This window comes from Megasphaera jansseni, from assembly GCF_047974155.1.
Classification (GTDB): domain Bacteria; phylum Bacillota; class Negativicutes; order Veillonellales; family Megasphaeraceae; genus Megasphaera.
This window is the reverse complement of record NZ_JBHYRR010000039.1, coordinates 1-22,163: the sequence shown is the minus strand read 5'-3', so window position 1 is coordinate 22,163 and position 22,163 is coordinate 1. Positions and strand designations below refer to the sequence as shown.

The following is a 22,163-nucleotide window of genomic DNA, read 5'->3' as shown; positions in this document are numbered from 1 at the left end:
TGCTGGTGACTATGTCTATATGCCTATTATACCAGAAAGAGTTAGGTAATGTATATATGAGGGAGGTCCTACACTAGCCACTAACCACTAGCCACTAATCCCTAACCCCTAACCACTAGCCGCTAGCCACTAACCCCTAACCACGTAAACGGGCGACCCACGTGGTCGCCCATACAACTTAGGCGTGCCGCAATGCGGCAACGCCGACAACAGGAGGAGATACTTTGATCTTTGCCATTGATCCCGGTTCGGAAAAGACGGGGACGGCTGTCGTCGCCGAAGATGGCAGCCTGGTTACCAAGGCCATCGTGCCGACGCCGGAATTGGGCGACTATTTGAGCCGGATTTATACGGCTCATCCCTTTTCCCATATCGTCATGGGCGATGGGACGAACCATAAGAAACTGCAGCCATTGGTCGAACAGTGGATTGCCGGGAACCACAGGAATATCACTTTTTCCCTGACAGACGAAAAATTCACCACTGTCGAAGGGCGAAAGCTCTATTTTAAATACACGCCGCGCAAGGGCTGGCGCCGTTTTGTGCCACTGTCCTTCCAGTATCCGCCAGAACCGGTCGACGACTTCGTCGCCTGGATCATCGGCCGCCGTTATTTAGCGAAACAACAAGGAGAAAAAATATGAAATACATCTTGCGTGCCCTGGGCCTGGCCTTTGGCGCTTTCATCTACACCATCGGCCTGGATGTCTTCCTGGTCCCGAACCACGTCATCGACGGCGGCGTCGTCGGCATTGCCCTCATGGCAGCGCAGGTGACAGGTATCAGTTTTAGCGTGTTCATCATCATCCTGAACATCCCGTTCTTTATTTTTGGCTATAAAAAGATTGGCGCTTTTTTCACGATATCGTCGCTCTTTTCTATCCTCTGCCTGTCGGGGTGGAGCACGTTCATCCATTACGAACGGGTCACGTCAGACCCTTTCTTGTCGACCATTTACGGCGGCATCATCATTGGCCTCGGCGTCGGTCTCATCATCCGCTGGGGCGGTTCCCTGGACGGGACGGAAGTCTTGGCCATCATCGCCGACAGGCGCACGCCCTTTTCCGTCGGCGAGACGATCATGTTCTTCAACCTCTTCATCCTGGGCAGTTCGGGCTTCGTCTTTTCCTGGGACAGCGCCATGTATTCCCTGGTGGCATACTTCATCGCCTATAAGATGATCGACGTCGTCACTAACGGCCTCGATGAAATGAAGGGGATGCTCATCGTCACCGGCAAGCACGACGAAGTCGCCGACTGTCTGACCAAGGACATGGGCCGCGCCGTGACCCTTATCAACGGAGAAGGGGCTTACAAACGGGAAAAGACGATGATTCTCTACTGTGTCGTATCGCGCCTGGAAATCACCAAGATACGCGATGCCATCACCAGGGTCGACCCCAATGCCTTCGTATCCGTCTTCGATATCAGCGAAGCACATGGCGGCTTGTTTAAAAGACATAAAATGCATGGATAAAAAGTCGAAAAAGGCTTGACATAATTGGCGAATCTGCTGTATTGACATACAGCTCATATTTGCTATTATATAAAATAATTGGGTTATAGCGTTAACCTGAAAAAATGACAACACAGGTGATAGAACACCTATTGGGAGGTATACAATGGCACAGTTAAATTTCAACATCGAAGATATTTGCGGCACTTTGTCGGAAAATAAAGACGGCTGGCGCAAAGAACTGACGTACATCAGCTGGAATAATCGGGCACCGAAATTCGACCTTCGCTCGTGGGATCCGGATTATCAGGCCATGACCAAAGGTATTACCATGACCAAGGAAGAACTGGAAAAACTGCGTGATGTATTGAACGAAATGGATTTCGATAAATACTAAGGAGTGATTAAGTATGCTTTCGGCAATTCAATGAGATGAATGGAATGAAAGCATACTTTTTTATTTTCCTTGCCAAATTTGCCAAAACATTATATAATCTCTAGTTGTATGTGCTGTTAGTACTTGGTAATAATTTCAAGGGTGAATGAAATGGTTCGTATAGCGAGAGATAAGCGACATGCTTTATTAAAGAAGCGGATTGAAGAAAATCCTTTTATAAACGACGAAGAATTGGCTGAAGAATTTTCCGTCAGCGTGGCTACTATCCGCTTGGACCGCATGGCCTTGGGAATCCCCGAAATGCGTATCCGCATCCGCCAGAAAGCAGAAGCGGCGCAGCCGAAACTGCGCAATGCCCCTGTCGTCGGGGAACTCGTAGACTGTATCATCGGCAAGAATGCCATTTCAATCATGACGGCCACAGACGATATGGTCGACGAAGCACACATCGTGCGTTCCCAGTGCCTGTATGCCCAGGCCAGTTCCCTGGCGCGGACGGTATTGAATCTTCCTGTCTGCATTACAGCCGTAGCCAATATAAAATATAAACAGCCCGTCACCGTAGGCGACAAACTGATCGCCAAGGCCGAAGTCATGCGTCAGCGCGACCAGAAGTACTACGTATGGGTCACAATCCGGAAGATGCGAAAAGAAGTATTCCGGGCAAAATTTATCATAGAATCTTTGGAATAATGGAGCGTTAATAGAATGAAAATAGCTGTAGATGCTATGGGCGGTGATTACGCACCCGAAGAAATCGTCCTCGGTGCCGTAGAGGCCGTCAAAGCATATGATTTTGATGTCGTCCTGGTAGGTGACGAAAAGAAAATACGAGGTGTACTGAGCAAATACGGCGCCAAAGAAAGCGACCGCCTGTCCATCGTACATGCCAGCGAAGTCATCGAAATGGGCGAACATCCGGCACAGGCCATCCGCCGCAAGAAAGACGCATCCATCGTCGTAGCGACGCGGCTGGTCAAAGACGGCCTCTGCGACGCTGTCGTTGCCGCTGGCAGCACCGGCGCCGCTGTGACGGCGGCTCTCTTCGGGCTGGGACGCATTAAAGGCATCGAACGGCCCTGTATCGCGACGCCTATCCCGTCGAAGAAGGGCATTACGGTGCTCCTCGATTCCGGGGCCAATGCCAACAGCAAGCCGAAGCACCTCGTCGAAGGGGCTATCATGGGATACCATTATGCAAAATACATCCTGGGCGTCGAAAAACCGACCGTCGGTTTGCTGAATATCGGCGAAGAAGCGTCGAAGGGCAATGAACTCTGCCAGAAGACGTATCCTATGCTGGAAAATTTGAAAACTATCTCTTTCTATGGTAACGTAGAAGGGAGAGATATACCGAAAGGCACGGTCGATGTCGTCGTCTGTGACGGCTTCGTCGGCAATGTCATCCTGAAATTTGGCGAAGGCATGGCCATGTTCATCATCCGCCTCGTCAGAGATACGATCAAACACAGCGGCTTCATCGCTAAATTAGGGGCCTTAGCGGTCTATCCGGCCTTGAAATCGCTGAAGAAACGACTCGATTTCACCGAATACGGCGGTGCGCCGCTGCTCGGTGTCGATGGCAGCTTTATCATCTGTCATGGCAGCTCGAAAGCCAAGGCCATTAAGAACGCCGTCCGCGTTGCCGGTGAGATCGCCGAACAGGACGTCGTCGGCCATATTCGTAAAAGTATAGAGGAAGAAGAGGTAGAACAGTATGATAGTGAAAGCTAATCCCGCTGGGATTCTTGGTACAGGTCACTGTGTACCTGATCAGGTATGGACGAATAAAGATTTAGAAAAAATGATGGATACATCCGATGAATGGATTCGCAGCCGGACAGGCATCGGTGCCCGCCACGTCGCCCCGAAGGGCGTCACGACATCGGACCTGGCTACGAAAGCCGGGGAAGAAGCCTTGAAGAACGCTGGCATCAAAGCGGAAGACCTGAATTTGATCATCGTCTGCACCTTGACGCCGGACCGGGCCCTGCCGTCGACGGCCTGCAAAGTACAGGCCAACCTCCATGCCGTCAATGCAGCTGCCTTTGATTTGGAAGCTGCCTGCTCGGGCTTTGCCTACGGTTCGATCATTGCTTCCCAATTCATCGAAAATAAAATGTATAAATATATTCTGGTCATCGGTGCAGAAATCCTGACCCGCGTCGTCAACTGGAAAGACCGCTCGTCGTGCGTCCTCTTCGGCGATGGCGCCGGTGCTGCTGTCATCGGCCCCGTACCGGAAGGTTACGGCATCCTCGGCGGTGCCATGGGGGCTGACGGGACAGGTGGTGATTTCCTGACCATTCCTGCCAGCGGCGTCGAAATGCCGCCGACGGATGCCCTGCGCGAAAATGGCATGGCCTATGCCAAGATGGACGGCAAGGAAGTCTATAAATTCGCCGTCAAAGCTATGCCTCATGCTGCAGAATTAGCCCTCCAGCGGTCGGACCTGACGAAGGAAGACATCGACGTCCTCGTCCCTCATCAGGCTAATATCCGCATCATCCAGTCCGCCGCCAAACGGCTCCACGTACCGATGGAAAAAGTATTCGTCAACATTGAGAAATACGCCAACACGTCGGGTGCTTCCATTCCCCTTGCCTTGGACGAAGCCGTCAAAGCAGGAATGATCCATCGCGGTGATATCGTCTGCCTGGATGGATTTGGCGCCGGCCTGACCTGGGCCAGCTTAGTTATGAAATGGTATTGATTTTTTTACGAGAGGTGTGACTGATGATGAAAAAGGCATTTGTTTTCCCCGGCCAGGGTGCCCAGAAAGTCGGGATGGTCAAGGATTTATACGACGCATATCCCGTTGTCAAACAGCTTTTTGAAGAAGCCGATGACGCCTTAGGATTTTCCCTGACCAAGCTTTGCTTTGAAGGTCCCGATGAAGAACTCATGAAGACCTATAATACACAGCCGGCTATCCTGACGGCCAGCACGGCCTGCTGCCGCGTCCTGGCTCAGGAAGGGCTGACACCGGACATCGCTGCCGGCCACAGCCTCGGCGAATATTCGGCTCTCGTCGCCGCCGGCGCCCTGACCTTTGCCGATGCCGTCCGCACGGTCCGCCTCCGCGGCCAGTTCATGCAGGAAGCCGTACCTCTCGGTGAAGGCGGCATGGCAGCTATCCTCGGCCTGGCTGAAGATAAGATTAAAGACATCTGTGCCCAGATTTCGGCCCAGGGCGGCACGGTCCAGGCCGTCAACTTCAACTGCCCCGGCCAGATCGTCATCGCCGGCAGTACGAAAGCCGTTGAAGAAGCAGCTGCTGCCATGAAGGAAGCCGGTGCGAAACGGGCCATCCTCCTCCACGTCAGTGCTCCCTTCCATAGCACGCTCATGGAACCGGCTGCTAAACGACTGGCAGAAGTCCTTGACGACATCACTATTTCCGACGCCAAGATCCCCGTCGTAGCCAATGTCAACGGCCAGATCGAAACGGCCGCTGCTGATATCAAAGCCAACCTGGTCAAACAGGCTGCCAGCCCGGTCCTCTGGATCGACTGCACCAAGACCATGCAGGCTTTCGGCGCTGAAACCTTCGTCGAAGTCGGTCCGGGCAAGACCCTTTGCGGTTTCAACCGCAAAATCGACCGCAAAATCCACAGCGAAAATGTAGAAGATATTCCTTCCTTACAGAAAACGCTTGAATTTTTCCAGGAGGTTCGATAAAATGCACTTAACAGGGAAAACGGCTATCGTTACCGGCGGCTCCCGCGGCATCGGCCGCGCCGTAGCCATTGCCCTGGCTGAAGCCGGTGCCAGCGTAGCCATTATTTATGCTGGCAATACGAAGGCTGCTGAAGAAACGAAGCGCGCCATCGAAGAAAAAGGCGTTCAGGCCATGGCCATCCAGTGCGATGTCTCTGATGAAAAGGCCGTAGGCGATATGGTGAAAGCCGTCAAGAAAGAATTGGGCCGCGTCGATATCTTAGTCAATAATGCGGGCATCACCCGCGACGGACTGCTCATGATTATGAAAGAAGAAGACTGGCAGGCCGTCCTCAATACCAACCTCAATGGGGCGTTCCACTGCACCAAGGCCGTATCGCGGCTGATGATGAAACAGCGCAGTGGCTCGATCATTAACATTACGTCCGTCGTCGGCGAAATAGGCAATGCCGGACAGGCCAATTACGCCGCTGCCAAAGCCGGCCTCATTGGCTTTACGAAATCCGTAGCCAAGGAACTGGCTTCGCGCAACATCCGCTGCAATGCCGTAGCACCGGGATGCATCGCCACGGATATGACGGCTGTCCTCGGTGAAGACGCCGTCGATGCCATGGTCAAGACCATTCCCCTGGGCCGCGTCGCCCAGCCGGAAGAAGTGGCCAAGGCCGTCTTGTTCCTGGCATCCGATGATGCCAGCTATATTACCGGCCAGACCCTCAACGTAGACGGCGGCATGGTAATGTAATACAAAAAGGCATACTCCACTGAAAGGGGGTGAATGGACATGAGCGAACAGGATACTTTTGAAAAAGTTAAGAGCATTGTTGTTGAACAGTTAGGCGTTGACGAAAAAGAAGTCAAAATGGACGCTGCTTACATCGATGATTTAGGCGCTGATTCCTTGGACATTGTTGAACTGATCATGGCTTTCGAAGAAGAATTCAATATCGAAATCCCTGATGATGTGGCTGAAAAAATCAAAACTGTCAAAGATACAGTTGATTACATTGAAAAGGAAAAGAAAGCGTAAGTACGCAATAAGAGCCCGAAGGGGGAGGCATGTTGTATGTCTTCCCCTCCCGGTATCTTGAATGGAGGAAAACAGAGTGAAGCTGCCAGAATTAAGAATAGGTAAGCTCGTAGCAAAGGTGCCAATCATTCAGGGCGGCATGGCCATCCGTTTGTCCACAGCCCGGCTGGCTGCAGCCGTAGCCAATGAAGGCGGTATCGGCCTTATTGCGGCATCTGGCATGCCTTTTGACGAATTGCGACATGAAATTAAATTAGCCAGAAAATTGTCTCCTCATGGAATCATAGGTATAAACGTCATGGTTGCAGCCCGTGAATTCAAGGGCATCGTGACCACTGCTATTGAAGAAGGAATCGATCTGGTTGTGGCAGGCGCAGGCTTTTCCCGGGACATGTTTGCCTGGGGCAAAGCATCGGGCACGCCTATTGTCCCCATTGTGTCTTCTGCCAAACTAGCTAAAATATCCCAATCCCTGGGTGCTTCGGCCGTCGTCGTCGAAGGAGCTGAAGCAGGCGGGCATTTGGGGACCAACCGTTCGAGCCGCCTCATCGTGCCGGAAGTCCGCGCTGCCGTTGACATCCCTGTCATCGGTGCCGGCGGGGTACTGTATGGGGAAGACGTGGCCGAAATGCTCCGCCTCGGCGCCAATGGCGTCCAGATGGGCAGCCGTTTTGCGGCCAGCGTCGAATCGAATGGTTCAGAAGAATTGAAAAAAGTCTATCTCCGGGCCAACAAACCGGAAGACTTCATCCTCGTACACAGTCCTGTTGGCCTTCCCGGCCAGGCTATCCGCACGCCTTTCTCCGAACGGATTCTCCTGGGGACGGCACCGAAGCCGGAAACGTGTGACCAGTGTCTCAAGAAGTGCAGCCATAAATACTGCATCATCCGGGCATTGACGCGGGCCCAGCAGGGCGACGTCGAAACAGGCCTGGTATTTTCCGGCAAGCGCATGATGGAAATTCACGACATCCTGCCGGTCAAGGATATATTTGCCAACATCAAACGGGAAATGGAAGCCATTCCCGACTGATTGTACGTTACTTTTTATAATGAGGTGAAAACTTTGGAAAAACGCGTAGTAATTACAGGGTTAGGTGTCATTTCTCCTGTTGGCATCGGTAAAGATGCTTTCTGGAATGCCCTGCTCAACGGCGAAAACGGCATCGGCCCCATTACCCATTTTGACGCAACCGAATATGCTGCCCGCATTGCCGGCGAAGTCAAAGATTTTAACCCCGCTGACTACGGCATCGACCGTAAAGAAGCCCGTCATATGGATCCGTCCACGCAGTTCTCCGTAGCAGCTGCCAAACTGGCTCTCGATGATTCCAAAATCAATCTGGATGAAGAAGACCGCGACCGCATTGGCACGATTATCGGCACGGGCATTGGTGGCATGGAAACACTCCACAACTTGTACAAAGGCTTGTTTGCTAAAGGCCCGTCGCGGGTCAATCCCTTTGTCGTACCGAAGATGATTGCCAACATGGCATCGGGCCAGGTATCCATTTTCTTCGGCCTTCAAGGCCATTGCGCCAGCGTCGTCACAGCCTGTGCCACGGGCACGAACTCCATTGGTGATGCGTACCGCATGATTCAGCGCGGCGAACTCGATGCAGCCGTAGCCGGTGGTACGGAAGCCGCTGTATCTCCGGGTGCCGTAGCAGGTTTTGCTGCTATGAAAGCCCTGAGCACGCGCAATGATGATCCGGCTCACGCATCGCGCCCCTTCGATAAAGACCGCGATGGCTTTGTCATGGGCGAAGGTGCCGGCGTCGTCGTTCTGGAAGAACTGGAACACGCTAAGAAACGCGGTGCTCACATCTATTGCGAAGTTGGCGGCTATGGCAGCAATGCCGATGCTTACCACATCACCGCTCCGGCTCCGGAAGGCATCCAGCAGTCCAAATGTATGGCCCTGGCCATCAAAGATGCCGGTCTCAAACCGGAAGATGTCGATTATGTCAATGCCCACGGCACGTCGACGCATCTCAATGACCTCAATGAATCGAAGGCCATTGCCCGCGTCTTCGGCGATCATGCTAAAGATATGCTCGTCAGCTCGACGAAATCCATGACAGGCCATCTCCTCGGCGCTGCCGGCGCTGTCGAAGCCATTGCCTGCGCCATGACCATCGAAACGGGCAAAGTCCATCCGACGATCAACCTCGTCGAACCGGAAGACGAATTGAAAGAACTGGGCCTCAATTATGTACCGGGCAAAGCCGTAGAAGCAGACGTCAACGTCGCTATTTCCAACTCCTTCGGTTTCGGCGGCCATAATGCCACCCTTCTCTTCAAGAAGTACGCTGAATAATAAAGAAGACTGACCTGATGGATACCGAACGAAAACAACAGTTAGAACAATTCATACAGGTCTTGGGCCTCAAAGAATTCCATAATCTCCTCATTTTGGATCAGGCCCTGACCCATTCATCCTATGCCAATGAAAATAAGGCCAGCCACGGCTATTACAACGAACGCCTGGAATTTTTGGGCGATGCCATCCTGGACCTGGTCGTAGGTGAATATCTATTCCTTCATTATCCCAATATGCCCGAAGGGGAACTGTCCAAAGCCCGGGCCAGTGTCGTCAGTGAAACGCCGCTGGCTTCGGTCTGTGCCAAGTTCCACATGGGGGACTATATCCTCCTGGGCAAGGGGGAACTGGCTACGGGAGGACGCACGCGGCCGAGCATCATGGCCGACGCCTTTGAAGCCGTCGTCGGTGCGATTTATATTGACAGTTCCTATGAAGAAGCCCGCAAATTCATCCTTCATCAGCTCAAGGGCTATCTGGACCTGGTCAAGAGCGGCCATTATGAGAAAGACTATAAGACCCTCTTCCAGGAATACGTCCAGCAGAAGGGCCCGCAGCACATCGAATATGAACTGTGCCGCAGCGAAGGACCGGACCACGATAAGACTTTCTACATGGAAGTCAAAGTCAATGGCAAAGTCCTGGGCGAAGGATCGGGAAAAACAAAAAAAGACGCCGAACAACATGCAGCGCATACAGCACTCATGAATTTGAAAGGCGAAGAGTTTTGAGTGGCTAGTGATTAGTGGCTAGTGGCTAGTATTACGAACCACGAACAACGAACCACGAACCACTAAAAAAAGAGGCTGTCGATGAGACAGCCTCTTTTTTTCACAGGAGGCATCATGCAAACGTCTATTATCCCTATTTTCATTCCCCATATCGGCTGCCCTCACCGCTGCGTTTTTTGCAATCAGTGGCAGATCACGGGGCACCAGGGACTGCCGTCAGCCGATGAAGTGCGCCGTCTGATTGCGTCGTATACGGCGTCGGCCCAGACGCCGCGCCACTGGGAAGTGGCTTTCTATGGCGGCAGTTTTACGGCCATGCCCGGGGAGATACAGGAAGGGCTCCTGCAGCCGGCTTATGAAGCCTTACAAGCCGGTACGATTGCGGCCATCCGCTGTTCGACCCGGCCGGACTGCATCACGCCGGAGATATTGCAGCGCCTGCAGCATTATGGCATGACCTGCGTTGAACTCGGCGTCCAGTCCATGGATGATGCCGTCCTCCGGCAGGCCCGGCGGGGCCATACGGCAGAGGATGTCGTGGCGGCGACGGCCCTCTTGCGGCAGTACGGCTTTACCGTCGGCCATCAGCTCATGCCCGGCCTGCCCGGTGAAGACTGGGACAGCTTGGTACGGACCACGACGTCCATCTGCCGGCTCCATCCAGACCTGGCCCGCATCTATCCCATCGCCGTCCTCACCGGGACGGACCTGGCCGACAGCTGGCGGGCCGGCCGATATCATCCTTTGACCATCCATGAAGGTGTCGTCCGGGCGGCCTACATGAAGCAGCATTTCCTGGAACAGGGGATAAATTGCATCCGTACGGGCCTGCAAGCCACGGAAGACCTCGATGACGACACGCAGGTCCTGGCTGGGGCCTATACGCCGGCTATGGGTGAATTAGTCGATACCCGGCGCTATAACAGGCAGCTCCTGCCTTTCCTCCGCAGCCTGCCAGCGGAACCGGATATTGTCATCTGTTACAACCGGCGCGATACGTCCCGTGTCCGTGGCTATCACAACGTCACTGTCAAGACGGCCCGCTGGAGCCTGCCTCAGCACCTGACCTGGCGCCAGGACGACGTGCCCGTCGGCCATATCCGCGTCTGCCAGGGACGGACCGCTTATGACCTTGATGTGAATAGCAAAACCGGGCCTACTATGATATAATAAAATAGTACGCATGATTTTCGCATCCAACCTTTGAATGAAGATAACTACAACATTGGAGGAAATAGAATGGCAAGAGTAAAAATCACAGAAACGGTCCTTCGTGACGGGCACCAGTCCATTGCGGCCACGCGTATGCGCCTGCGCCAGATGCTGCCGGTCCTGGAAGCGATGGATGAAGTCGGCTATAACGCCCTGGAATGTTGGGGTGGCGCTACTTTTGATACGTGTATGCGCTTTCTCGATGAAGATCCGTGGGAACGCCTGCGGACCATCAAGAAGCACGTCAAGAAGACGCCCTTGCAGATGTTGTTCCGCGGCCAGAATATCTTAGGCTATCGCCATTATGCCGACGATGTCGTCTACGAATTCGTCAACCGCGCCGTCGATAACGGCATCGACATCATCCGTGTCTTCGACGCCCTCAATGATCCGCGTAACCTGGAAGCGGCCATCAAGGCGGCGAAAGACACGAAGTCCGTCCACGTCCAGGGGGCCCTGGTCTATACCATCAGCCCCATCCATACGATGGAATCGTTCACCAAGGTCGCCAAGGAATTGCAGGACATGGGCGTCGACTCCATCTGCATCAAGGACATGTCCGGCCTGCTGTCCCCGTATGACGCATACAATCTGATCCGCATGCTCAAGAAGCACTTGTCCGTACCTATCGAACTGCACACGCACTGCACGTGCGGTCTCGGTGAAATGACCTATATGAAGGCCATTGAAGCCGGCGTCGATATCATTGACACAGCCTTGTCGCCGTTCGGTGAAATCACCAGCCAGCCGGCTACGGAATCGATGGTCATGGCCTTGCAGCACAGCATCTACGATACGGACATCGACGTCGACCGCCTGTGGCCTATTGTCGACCACTTCAAGCATGTCCGCAAGGAACTGGAAGACGAGTTCAAATTGACCATGCCCAGCCAGATCAACCCGGCTGTCCGCAAATATCAGATTCCCGGTGGTATGCTGACTAACCTCTATAACCAGCTCAAAGCCCAGGGGGCAGAAGACCGCTTCGATGAAGTCCTGGCAGAAATGCCCAACGTCCGCCGTGACCTCGGCTATCCGCCGCTGGTAACGCCGACCAGCCAGATTACCGGTTCGGCAGCGGCCCTCAACGTTCTCTATGGCCGCTATAAGATCGTCACCAACGAAGTCCGTGACATCGTCCGCGGGAAATACGGTCGTGTTCCCGGCAAGATCGATGAAAAGTTCCGCAAAATGTGCATCGGTGACGAACCGGTCATCACCCACCGCCCGGCCGACGATTTGGAACCGGAACTGGAAAAATCGAAAAAGGCCCTGGCCGACGAAGGATTCCCCAATGCCAGCCCGGAAGACGTCCTGAGCTATACCCTGTTCCCGGAAGTAGCCCTGCCGTTTTTCCGTAAAAGAGATAATAAATAGACTATTGACAAGTCCTGTCGAATCAGTTAAAATAGAAAAGTCGACGGGACGTGGCGCAGCTTGGTAGCGCGCTTCCTTGGGGTGGAAGAGGTCGCGAGTTCAAATCTCGCCGTTCCGACCAAGACGAAAAAAGGGTTGTCGCACGATGGTTTTTTGCCATCATGCGACAACCCTTTTTTTGTTGTTGTAGGGACGCCCCTATGAACGGCTAACTGCTAACCCCTAACTGCTAACCCCTAACTGCTAGCCCCTAGCCCCTAGCCCCTAATCCCTAACCCCTAACCCCTAACCACGAGCCACTAACCACTACTACCCCTATCTCACGGTTGCTTTTTCGGCCATTTCTGATAGAATGATGATAAATAGTATAGTATATACGCGCTTGTCATCCGCTTATTTTCTGTCAGAGGAGGTTTTCATCATGGGTTATATTTTGAAGAAAGACCAGCAGGACCTGGTCAATTTGGCTAAAGATTTTGCCGAAAAGAAAGTCGCTCCCTTTGTTCATGAACTGGATCAGGCTAAGGAACCGGGCCAGAAATTGCTGGACATCTATCAGGAAGCCGTCGATATGGGTTTCTGCGGCCTGGAAATCCCGGAAGAATACGGCGGCTTGGGCCAGGACTATTATACCGTCGCTGCCGTCTACGAAGAACTGGCTAAAGTCGACGCCGGCGTTGCTACGGCCATCGCCGCTTCCGGCCTGGGCCTGAAACCGGTGCTCCAGCACGGCACGGATGCCCAGAAGAAACTCTATGCCGAATACCTGACCGGTGAAAAGGGCAGCGGTTTCTGCGCATTCTGCCTGACCGAAGCCAATGCCGGCTCCGATGCGGCAGCCGGGACGACAGTCGCAGTCAAACAGGGCGATGAATACGTATTGAACGGCACGAAATGCTTCATCACCAATGGCGGCGTCGCCTCGGTCTATACGGTTTTTGCCATCACCGACAAGACGAAGGGCGTCAAAGGCATTTCGGCCTTCATCGTCGAACGCGACCGCCCAGGCGTTTCTGTCGGCAAAGAAGAAGATAAGATGGGCATCCGCCTGTCCAACACGACGGAAGTCATTTTCCAGGACGTCCACATCCCGGCAGACCACCTCATCGGTCAGGAAGGGAAGGGCTTCATCTACGCCATGCAGACCTTGGACCTGGCCCGTCCGATGGTAGCTTCCCTGGCCGTCGGCATTGCCCAGCGGGCTATCGACGAATCGGTCAAATACGCCAAACAGCGCGTCACCTTCGGTAAGCCGATCATCAAGCACGAAGTCATTGCCTTTAAACTGGCCGACATGGACATGAAGACCGAAGTCGCTCGTGCGGCGATCATCAACTTCCTCAATACGTACTATGCCGTACCGAAACGGAATTACACCCGCGAAGCAGCCATTGCCAAATGCTTTGCCGGTGACATGGCCGTCCAGGTCGCATTGGAAGCTGTTCAGATCCTTGGCGGCTTCGGTTACAGCCGGGAATATCCGGTAGAAAAACTCGTTCGCGATGCCAAAATCATGCAGATTTACGAAGGCACCAACGAAGTACAACGCATGGTCATCGCCGGCTTCGTGGCGAATAAATAACATTCATCCATGAAGGGGGAATTCATTCATGAGGGATTTGAACATCATACGTTCTAAAAAAGGTTTCATCAGTGATATGGACGGTGTTATCTACCAAGGCAGCACCTTGATTCCAGGGGTAAAGGAATTTGTAAACTGGCTCCAGAAAGAAAAGAAGCAGTTCCTGTTCCTTACCAATTCTAGCGAACGGACTCCGCTGGAACTTCGCAAAAAGCTCCAGTCTATGGGACTGGATATCGAGGAAAGTCATTTTTATACGAGCGCCCTGGCGACGGCTCATTTCCTGAAAACCCAGGCTCCAGGCTGCTCGGCTTACATCATCGGGGCCCACGGCTTGATTAATGCCCTTTATGAAGTCGGTATCCCCTTCAATGATGTCAATCCGGAATACGTAGTCGTCGGCGAAACGACAGGCTATAATTATGAAATGATTATCAAGGCGACTGAGCTGATCAACAAAGGGGCCAAGCTTATTGGCACCAATGGCGATATGACCAGCCCTAGTGACCGGGGCGTCATCCCGGCCTGCCGGGCCTTGATTGCACCAATCGAACTGGCTACGGGGAAGCAGGCGTACTTCATCGGCAAGCCGAATCCATTGATGATGCGCACGGGCTTGAAAAAGCTGGGCGTCCATTCCGGAGACGCCGTCATGATTGGCGACCGGATGGACACGGACATCATCGGCGGGGTAGAATCCGGTATGGAAACAGTCTTGGTCATGAGCGGTGTCTCTAACCGGGAAAATATCCAGCAGTTCTCTTACCAGCCCCATTATATCCTGGACCGGATCGGTGATTTAGTACCGAAAAAAGCAAAAGCTTAATCGTTCGTAGTTCATCGTGATGGGGTATATTTTTAATCCTGTACGACCAACGACCAACGTAAAAAGCGGCTGTCTTAATAAGATAGCCGCTTTTTGGCATATCCGCATATCTGCCAGGCAATATTTCCTATGATGATACCCAGGATGGCACCAGTCAGTACGTCGCTGGGGAAGTGCATGAACAAATACATGCGGGAAAAAGCAACGACACAGGCCAGGCCGTAGGCCGCTATGCCCAGACGGCGGCGGAAGCGGAACAGGACCGTTGCACCAGCAAAGAAAAAGAAGGAATGACCCGACGGAAAGGAGTAGCTGATCGGGTATTTCAGCGTATCCAGCGTCGGCGCACCGGGAATGACCAGATACGGCCGGATACGCATGACGAAGTGCTTGATAGCCACATCGCCGACGAGGATGGCCAGGATGACGGCGACGATGATGGTAATCGTGACCCAGCGGCTCCGCCGTTTCCAGAGTCCGGCGGCCGCCAGGATGGCCCAGAGCCAAAGCGTGTTGATCACCGTCGTGAAGTAAGTGATGAAAGCATCCATGTGCGGCCCGGCCAGGTGGTGCAGCCCGAAGAGGATGTGAATGTCCGTCGTCGTAATCCATTCCATAATAAGACTCCTTTCGTAGAAACAAGGGTCAGTATATCATAAATTATACGATTAGAAAAATATATATATTATAGACTTATCATATGTAAAAAATATATCTGTAAAATCGTTGTAAAACAAAACAGCAAGTATTGAGAAAGAATCATACCGGGAATATAATATTATTATGAAGAAAATTCATGACAATGAGGTGATTACATTGGAACAGGAAATATATACATCGACGAAAGAACTTTACGATGTCCTTTGCCAGCTCCGGCGCGACGTCCTTTCCCGGGGGGACGCCTTATTCCAGCACTGGCTGCCACAGATTCAGCGGACGCGCTTCGTCTATAGTGCCTGGAATATGGCCTTTTATTTGGCCCTGCGCTGCCATGACCTGCGGAAAATCCAGCGCTCTCTCCTGCCTTTGGGCTTATCCTCTCTGGGACGCGGCGAAGCACGGGCGATTACCAATCTGGATGCCGTCATGGCCTCTCTCGGACGGATTTGCCATGAACCGGAAAGCAAGCTCATCCCGTATCCCCAGACAAAACGCTTCTTTTATGGGGATACCCTCCTGGCCTATAATACGGGACGGATTTTTGGTACGGCCAAGACCGGGACGCGGATTATGGTGACGCTGCCGACCGAAGCCGCTGAAGATGGCGGTACCCTTATCCGTAACCTCGTGGCTGCCGGCATGGACTGCGCCCGTATCAACTGCGCCCATGATTCACAGGAAATTTGGGATGCCATGATTTCCTATATCCGCCAGGCCGAAGCCGAAACGGGGCATCACTGCAAAGTCTACATGGACCTGGCTGGTCCGAAAGTCCGCATTGCCTCGGTCCTGCTGCGCTATGGCGAAGCCAAGGTCCTGCCGGGAGAACAAGTCTTCCTCGTATCCGGCGCCATTTCGTCGTATCCCTCGGATTATACGGGAAATATCGTCTTGTCGTGCAGCATCCCGGAAGTCTTTGAAAACCTCCGCAGCGGCCAGCCCGTCCTCATCGACGATGGGAAAATCCGGGCCGTCGTCGAAAGCCTGACCGAGAAGGGGGCCTACCTGAAGATTACCTACACCAAGCCGAAAGGCGGGAAAATAAAGAACCAGAAGAGCCTGAACTTCCCGCAGACGCCGATGAACCTGTCGCCTTTGACGGAAAAGGACAAAGAAGACCTGGACTTCGTCGTCCAACATGCCGACGCCATCGGCTATTCCTTCGTGAAATCGGCAGCTGACGTGGCCCTCTTGCAGAAAGAATTGAAAAAACGTTGCGGCAAATCGTTCCACCACCTGGCCCTGGTCGCCAAAATCGAAAACAAAGAAGCCGTAGACCACTTGCCGGACATCATCATCCAGGCCGCATCTCGTCAGCCCTTGGGCATCATGATCGCCCGCGGCGACCTGGCTGTCGAAGTCGGCTATCGGCGCCTGGCCGAGCTCCAGGAAGAAATCATGTGGGTTTGCGAAGCTGCTCATGTTCCCGTCATTTGGGCCACTCAGGTCCTGGAAAACCTGGTCAAGACCGGCCTGCCGTCACGGGCGGAAATTACTGACGCCGCCATGGGTGAACGGGCTGAATGTGTCATGCTCAATAAAGGTCCGTACATCGTCGACGCCGTCACCGTCCTGACCAACATCCTCCAACGCATGGAACAGCATCAATATAAGAAAACCTCTCAGCTGCGGGCCCTGCACATTGCCGAACACGTCTTTGAAGAATTGTGAGGTGTTGCAAATACAACCGAATGCGGTCCTTTTCTATGGTATAGTACAGACATAGAAAGTGATGTTCATCCATAGGAAAGGGGATGGAAATAATGAAAGCATTGGTACTGTATTCCTCACAGACTGGAAGAGTCAAAAAATTGGCAGAAGCCATCCGCTCGGTCTTGCCGGATGATACGGACTTCCTGCCTATGGAACAGGCTCCGGAAAACTTTGATGATTACGATATCGTCTTTGCCGGTGTCTGGTTCTTGAACCTGAAATTGGACGACGTCTCCCAAGCCGTCCTGCCGCGGCTCAAAGCCGGAAAAGTCGCCCTCTTTGCCATCATGCACCGCGACCTCTTCTCCGACGATATCTCCAAGAACCTGCGCAGCGCCGTCGAACTACTGCCCAGTGGCGTATGGGTCGCCGGAACCCACGTCAATTACGTGGCCGAAGCCATGGCCAAGATACCTTTGGGAGAAAACGAATTGATCGACGTAGAGTCGGTCAAGGACTTTGCCGAAAATACCTATTACCGTACCCAAACAGATAAGGTTGCCTGATTCATTTACCAGAATCCCACTCCGGTAACATAGTCAGATGCAAAGGGACCGTCGCATAGCACTTTTGCTGCCGTGCGCGGTCCCTTTTCCTTAAAGAAACCTTGACAACAATCCATAGCCCATGCTATAATATTTTTCGTACCAGATACATGGGGGTATAGCTCAGCTGGGAGAGCGCTTGCATGGCATGCAAGAGGTCAGGAGTTCGATCCTCCTTATCTCCACCATAAAGAATACGATAACCACGCGGTTCATGAGCCGCGTGGTTATTTTTTTCGCCTATATGCGATTTCGTAGGGGACGCCTGTTAAGGCGTCCCGCTACGCGCTGAGGATTTCCCGAAGCGTCGTTGTTAGTTTGAGTTTATAGCGGCGAAGCCGCATCTGAATCCGAGTTCGTAAAAGCCTGCCATTAGATCAGGATGGGCTATGATGAAATATCACAGCGGGCCGCCCTGGACGGGCCGGCCCCTACGAAACGGCCCCAGGCCGTGTTTTTTTCTACATCAAGTTCACAGGAAAATAAAGGAAATCTGACGGCGGTTGGCGAATCTATTCAAGGGAAGAATGTATCCCTCACGGCCAGCGGAGCCGTCCGCCTCCAGACCGGTACGAATGAAGAAACCATCCGTGACAGCTATCAGAGCCATGGCGCTTCAATCGGAACGTCCTTCCATGGCGGCCTGACCAGTATCGACGCATCGTATGGTAAGATGAAAGACCAAGGGACGACGACGCGCGTTACCCATACGGGCAGCCAAGCCACGGCACAAGACCGTCTGATGACGAGTTCTGGAAAGGATACGACCCTCGTCGGTTCCCAGCTCCAGGGACAGTCGGTGACCGTAAAGACGGGCGGGAATCTGCACATCGAAAGTGTACAGGATTCAGAGACATATCAAGGTCAGAAATCTTCTCTGGGAGCTAATCTTACTTTTAAAACAAATGGAATTGAAGCCCTACATGAATCGAAGAGTCAATTATCTGTCGCTAGCGGTCGCATAGATAGTAATTATGCCAGTGTCACAAAGCAAGCAGGGATTTATGCAGGAGAAAGTGGTTTTAATATAGCAGTAAAAGGTAACACGCATTTGAAAGGGGCAGTTATTGCTAGTAAAGCAGAAACGAATAAAAATCAGTTAGATACTGCCTCGCTTACGATGGAAAATATTCATAATAAAGCAGAATACCATGCGGATTCCAATGGAATTGAATGGTCGCCTGAATATATTAGTCGGAGTAATCCGTTAGGAACAGCCGTACCTATGGGGATACCTATGAAAGGGAAGGCCGACAGTAAAACTTATTCGGCTATTTCGGATGGGATTATTACTATAGCAGGTAGTCAAACGCAGGCGCAAATTAATCACGATACGGAACAATCATTGAATCAGCTGGAAAAAATTTTTAATCAGAAAAAGGTAGAAGAACGTCAGAAAATAGTTGATATCGTATCCAGAGAAGGTTTTACACTAATTGGTGACATGGCTGTGAGCAGACAAAAAAAGCTTCTTCAGCAAGCCCTTAAAGCGGATAAAGAGGGGAATGGGGCTCTGGCAAAACAATATTTACAAGAAGCTGCTAAATGGCAAGAAGGTGGTGAGTATAAGGTACTGCTTCATAGTACATTAGGCGGACTTCTATCTTCCTTAACAGGGAATGGTTTTACTTCTGGCATTACCAGTGCTGGACTGAATGAAGCCTTGCAGCATGAATTAGGAAAAATAAAAAACTCTGAATTGCACAAATTAGCCAGTGCTTTGATAGGACAAGTGGCAACGGATTCAAGCAGTGGTTCAGCGATTGCGATGAAGGCTACAGAATATAACTGGCTGACACATACCGATCAGATGAATTTGTTGAAGGATTATACTGAATTTATTCAATTGCAGCATGTCGTCGGAATAGAATCGGCAAAAGCAGAATATCTCAACAAATTTGCCTATTATTTGGCTTTGACAGATTATGAAATGGGATATAGTGCATCTTATGGGACAAGTAATCAAATATCTGAAGATTTTTATGATGCAGTGCAGCAACATGATCCGGGCGCGATGGGATATAACTTTGGAATACAATTCAACGAGCTTATTAATAATTTAGTTGTTCAGTATTATACGGGAGATGAATTAGATGAGATTGGAAATTTAAGACATGCATACTATCAGTCGTTTGTAGACGAAGGGCGTGTATGGAAAGATTTGGCAGCGGGCATAGGGCGTAGCCCATATGCACCCTCTCCGATTTTTGCTAATCTTTCTGATGATGAATTGATAGCTAAATTTTCTTGGGGGTATCAACCGAATGGACAAATCTATGTGACTTTCCCCGATAACAGTACGAAGCTAACAAGTAAATTCATGAATACGGGAGATGAATTAGTAGCAGAAGGGCATATATCATATGTAAACAAAGAAGGCATATCTGTTGTAGACGGTAATGATGGAAACACTTACTATACGATGACGGATCCTGTGCTTAAGAATTACGGAGATAAATTAGCTATTGATGGAGCCACCGTCGTTGAAGGAGATGATGGAAATCATTATGCTATAGATAGTGATGGAAAATATTATTATACGATGGCCCCAGTAAATACACATGATGCACTGTGGCATATTAAAAATAGCACTGCCGAGGAAGCCGCTACTTCTATTCCTTCTAAAGTTGGTGAAAAATTGGTACAAATAGCGGCTGAAAAGAGCATTTCTACTACAGCTGGAGAAGTGAGGGCACTTTCTAAAACGGTTGGCGGCAGAGCAAATGCTGGATTACAGTTAGGCATTCTTATGGATAGTATTGCTGAAAATAATGAAAGATACACGAATTGGAAGTATAAATACAAAGCAGATGCCATGGATATTATAGGAACTGGTTTTTCTATTGGAGTCGGGGCTGGTGGGGCTGTTGTATTTACTCCTGTTTTAGGAGTCGGGGCCGGAATATTTGCAGCTGCTGGAGCAAATTATTATATAGAAAGAGAAAAAGTAGAAATGGATAAGCAAGATAAAGAAGAAACTAAAAAAAGAGGTGAATCAAAATGAATTCAAAAGATGTTATATTTTTAGTTGGCTTGATGATAGTGATTCCTTACATCATTAAGACGTATATTTTAAAGATTCGATTAACAAAGAAGGACAAGATAGTATTGAAATACTCGCCTAAAAAAGCTTTTTTTCTGGTTAATATTGCGTTTGTCCTTTCTTTATTGAACATGTTTTATGTAATACTTATGAAACCTAGTACAGAATATCAAGACGGGTCCTATTTTTTTATGATGAGCTTGTTATTTCTTTGGTATGCTATAGGTGTTTTGGGAAGGCGAAGGTATTTAAAAGCTACTGGACAAGAAATGAAAGAGATATATTTCCATGTAGCTGTATTAATTAGTGGGGCTAGTTTTTTTGGAGTCCTATATTTCATATAAATTATATTGGATTCAGTTCCTTCAAGGCGGAAAAGGAACTGAATTAATAAAGGGAGACGTGACCAATGAGAACAGCCAGTTGACCGCAGGGACGACGCTGACGGCTACAGGTCGTGTCGATAATATTGCAAAAGAGAACCAGGAACGGACCGTGACTTTTGGGACGACCCAGGGCAGTTACACTTATAAAAGAAAATGGCCTCATAACGCATTTGAAAGGGGCAGTTATTGCTAGTAAAGCAGATACGGGAGATGAAATGGAAAACCCAGGTCGGCAGTACCCTGGCATCGACAGGCGGCAGCCTGACCCTGGCTGCGGGCGATACGGCCCATTTGACGACAGCCGATGTTTTCGGCCGGCAGGGCGTGACCTTGACGGGACAGGAAGTTCTCGTCGATGGGGCGACGAATGAAGCCCGCGAAAAACGGACCCATGAAGAATCCCGGTCGGGCCTGAGCCTCAGTCTGAACAATTCGGCCATTTCGGCGGGTGAAACCTTCCGCGGTGCCGTCCGCACGGCCCAGTCGCGGGACAATAAGACCTTGCAGGGCTTGGAACTGGTAGACGCCGGCCGGAACCTCCGGAAGGACCTGAAAGGCAAATCGCCTGCCGATGTGACGTCAGTTGGCCTGCACGTCGGGATTGGCTCCAGCTCCTTCAAGCAGGAATCAGAAGTGAATCAGCAGACCTATGCCGGCGGCCGGATGATGAGTGCCGGCGACGTGACGGTCCAGGCTGAAAGTTCACAGGAAAATAAAGGAAATCTGACGGCGGTTGGCGAATCTATTCAAGGGAAGAATGTATCCCTCACGGCCAGCGGAGCTGTCCGCCTCCAGACCGGTACGAATGAAGAAACCATCCGTGACAGCTATCAGAGTCATGGTGCTTCAATCGGAACGTCCTTCCATGGCGGCCTGACCAGTATCGACGCATCGTATGGCAAGATGAAAGACCAAGGGACGACGACGCGCGTTACCCATACGGGCAGCCAAGCCACGGCACAAGACAGCCTGATGACGAGTTCCGGAAAGGATACGACCCTCGTCGGTTCCCAGCTCCAGGGACAGTCTGTGACCGTAAAGACGGGCGGGAATCTGCATATCGAAAGTGTACAGGATTCAGAAACCTACCGGGGCCATCGTTCGTCGACTGGAATCAGTTTGGAAGCGAAAAGTGGAAACGCTTCGTACAGCCGTGGGAAGACGACCAGTGATTACGCCAGCGTGACCGAACAGGCCGGTA

23 protein-coding genes and 2 tRNA genes are annotated in these 22,163 nt (G+C 51.5%); 24 read left to right on the top strand and 1 reads right to left on the bottom strand.

All coding sequences use genetic code 11. The features are described from left to right. Positions 1–224: 224 nt before the first annotated feature. From ACE418_RS12280 to ACE418_RS12200, 17 genes are all read left to right on the top strand, one after another. A complete protein-coding gene (locus tag ACE418_RS12280) occupies positions 225–644 on the top strand; it encodes a RuvC family protein (protein ID WP_416450886.1) in 420 nt (139 codons plus the stop codon). Further along, on the top strand, positions 641–1,477 hold the full coding sequence (locus ACE418_RS12275) for a YitT family protein (RefSeq protein ID WP_416450885.1): 837 nt from the start codon (positions 641–643) through the stop codon (positions 1,475–1,477). Before ACE418_RS12280 ends, ACE418_RS12275 begins: the two co-directional genes overlap by 4 nt. A gap of 145 nt (positions 1,478–1,622) precedes the next feature. After that, on the top strand, positions 1,623–1,853 hold the full coding sequence (locus tag ACE418_RS12270) for a YdbC family protein (protein WP_014015045.1): 231 nt from the start codon (positions 1,623–1,625) through the stop codon (positions 1,851–1,853). 150 nt (positions 1,854–2,003) lie between these two features. Next, positions 2,004–2,546 carry a transcription factor FapR gene (gene fapR, locus ACE418_RS12265; protein WP_036200866.1) on the top strand — a complete coding sequence of 181 codons (543 nt, stop codon included), beginning with the start codon at positions 2,004–2,006 and terminating at the stop codon, positions 2,544–2,546. 15 nt (positions 2,547–2,561) lie between these two features. Then, positions 2,562–3,587, top strand: coding sequence for a phosphate acyltransferase PlsX (gene plsX, locus ACE418_RS12260; RefSeq protein WP_416450884.1), 1,026 nt, complete (start codon positions 2,562–2,564; stop codon positions 3,585–3,587). Continuing rightward, positions 3,571–4,566, top strand: coding sequence for a beta-ketoacyl-ACP synthase III (locus ACE418_RS12255; RefSeq protein WP_416450883.1), 996 nt, complete (start codon positions 3,571–3,573; stop codon positions 4,564–4,566). Before plsX ends, ACE418_RS12255 begins: the two co-directional genes overlap by 17 nt. Before the next feature lie 26 nt (positions 4,567–4,592). Continuing rightward, positions 4,593–5,534, top strand: coding sequence for an ACP S-malonyltransferase (fabD, locus tag ACE418_RS12250; RefSeq protein WP_416450887.1), 942 nt, complete (start codon positions 4,593–4,595; stop codon positions 5,532–5,534). Between the two features lies 1 nt (position 5,535). Next, positions 5,536–6,279: a 3-oxoacyl-[acyl-carrier-protein] reductase gene (fabG, locus tag ACE418_RS12245; RefSeq protein ID WP_416450882.1), complete on the top strand. Its 744-nt coding sequence runs from the start codon at positions 5,536–5,538 to the stop codon at positions 6,277–6,279. Positions 6,280–6,318: 39 nt separating this feature from the next. Then, positions 6,319–6,564 carry an acyl carrier protein gene (locus ACE418_RS12240; protein ID WP_014015039.1) on the top strand — a complete coding sequence of 82 codons (246 nt, stop codon included), beginning with the start codon at positions 6,319–6,321 and terminating at the stop codon, positions 6,562–6,564. 76 nt (positions 6,565–6,640) lie between these two features. Next, complete coding sequence (locus ACE418_RS12235; protein WP_416450881.1) at positions 6,641–7,597, top strand: NAD(P)H-dependent flavin oxidoreductase; 957 nt, start codon at positions 6,641–6,643, stop codon at positions 7,595–7,597. Between the two features lie 33 nt (positions 7,598–7,630). Further along, positions 7,631–8,884, top strand: a complete 1,254-nt coding sequence (gene fabF / locus ACE418_RS12230; protein WP_416450880.1) for a beta-ketoacyl-ACP synthase II — start codon at positions 7,631–7,633, stop codon at positions 8,882–8,884. Positions 8,885–8,901: 17 nt separating this feature from the next. Next, on the top strand, positions 8,902–9,618 hold the full coding sequence (gene rnc, locus ACE418_RS12225) for a ribonuclease III (RefSeq protein ID WP_416450879.1): 717 nt from the start codon (positions 8,902–8,904) through the stop codon (positions 9,616–9,618). Between the two features lie 114 nt (positions 9,619–9,732). Further along, positions 9,733–10,788 carry an elongator complex protein 3 gene (locus ACE418_RS12220; RefSeq protein ID WP_416450878.1) on the top strand — a complete coding sequence of 352 codons (1,056 nt, stop codon included), beginning with the start codon at positions 9,733–9,735 and terminating at the stop codon, positions 10,786–10,788. Between the two features lie 69 nt (positions 10,789–10,857). Next, positions 10,858–12,207: a pyruvate carboxylase subunit B gene (locus tag ACE418_RS12215; protein WP_416450877.1), complete on the top strand. Its 1,350-nt coding sequence runs from the start codon at positions 10,858–10,860 to the stop codon at positions 12,205–12,207. Positions 12,208–12,251: 44 nt separating this feature from the next. Further along, positions 12,252–12,328, top strand: a tRNA-Pro gene (locus ACE418_RS12210). Positions 12,329–12,628: 300 nt separating this feature from the next. Beyond that, positions 12,629–13,789 (top strand): acyl-CoA dehydrogenase family protein, encoded by a 1,161-nt coding sequence (locus ACE418_RS12205; RefSeq protein ID WP_020310746.1) that lies wholly within the window; start codon positions 12,629–12,631, stop codon positions 13,787–13,789. A gap of 28 nt (positions 13,790–13,817) precedes the next feature. Further along, complete coding sequence (locus tag ACE418_RS12200) at positions 13,818–14,615, top strand: HAD-IIA family hydrolase (protein WP_416450876.1); 798 nt, start codon at positions 13,818–13,820, stop codon at positions 14,613–14,615. A 74-nt stretch (positions 14,616–14,689) separates the two neighbouring features. Here the strand turns inward: ACE418_RS12200 and ACE418_RS12195 are convergent, their stop codons facing one another. Continuing rightward, positions 14,690–15,232, bottom strand: coding sequence for a phosphatase PAP2 family protein (locus ACE418_RS12195; RefSeq protein ID WP_416450875.1), 543 nt, complete (start codon positions 15,230–15,232; stop codon positions 14,690–14,692). Between the two features lie 166 nt (positions 15,233–15,398). Between ACE418_RS12195 and ACE418_RS12190 the strand changes: the two genes are divergently transcribed. The 7 genes from ACE418_RS12190 to ACE418_RS12160 form a co-directional block, all read left to right on the top strand. Beyond that, positions 15,399–16,946 (top strand): pyruvate kinase, encoded by a 1,548-nt coding sequence (locus ACE418_RS12190; RefSeq protein WP_416450874.1) that lies wholly within the window; start codon positions 15,399–15,401, stop codon positions 16,944–16,946. A gap of 92 nt (positions 16,947–17,038) precedes the next feature. Further along, positions 17,039–17,494, top strand: a complete 456-nt coding sequence (locus ACE418_RS12185; RefSeq protein WP_416450873.1) for a flavodoxin family protein — start codon at positions 17,039–17,041, stop codon at positions 17,492–17,494. A gap of 151 nt (positions 17,495–17,645) precedes the next feature. Further along, positions 17,646–17,721 (top strand) — tRNA-Ala (locus ACE418_RS12180). 263 nt (positions 17,722–17,984) lie between these two features. Beyond that, complete coding sequence (locus ACE418_RS12175; RefSeq protein ID WP_416450872.1) at positions 17,985–20,537, top strand: hemagglutinin repeat-containing protein; 2,553 nt, start codon at positions 17,985–17,987, stop codon at positions 20,535–20,537. Continuing rightward, a complete protein-coding gene (locus tag ACE418_RS12170) occupies positions 20,534–20,920 on the top strand; it encodes a hypothetical protein (protein ID WP_416450871.1) in 387 nt (128 codons plus the stop codon). The genes ACE418_RS12175 and ACE418_RS12170 overlap by 4 nt, the downstream gene beginning before the upstream one ends. Before the next feature lie 58 nt (positions 20,921–20,978). Beyond that, positions 20,979–21,155, top strand: a complete 177-nt coding sequence (locus ACE418_RS12165) for a hypothetical protein (protein ID WP_416450870.1) — start codon at positions 20,979–20,981, stop codon at positions 21,153–21,155. Between the two features lie 17 nt (positions 21,156–21,172). Continuing rightward, a partial coding sequence (locus tag ACE418_RS12160) for a hemagglutinin repeat-containing protein (protein ID WP_416450869.1) occupies positions 21,173–22,163 on the top strand: 991 nt, incomplete at its 3' end.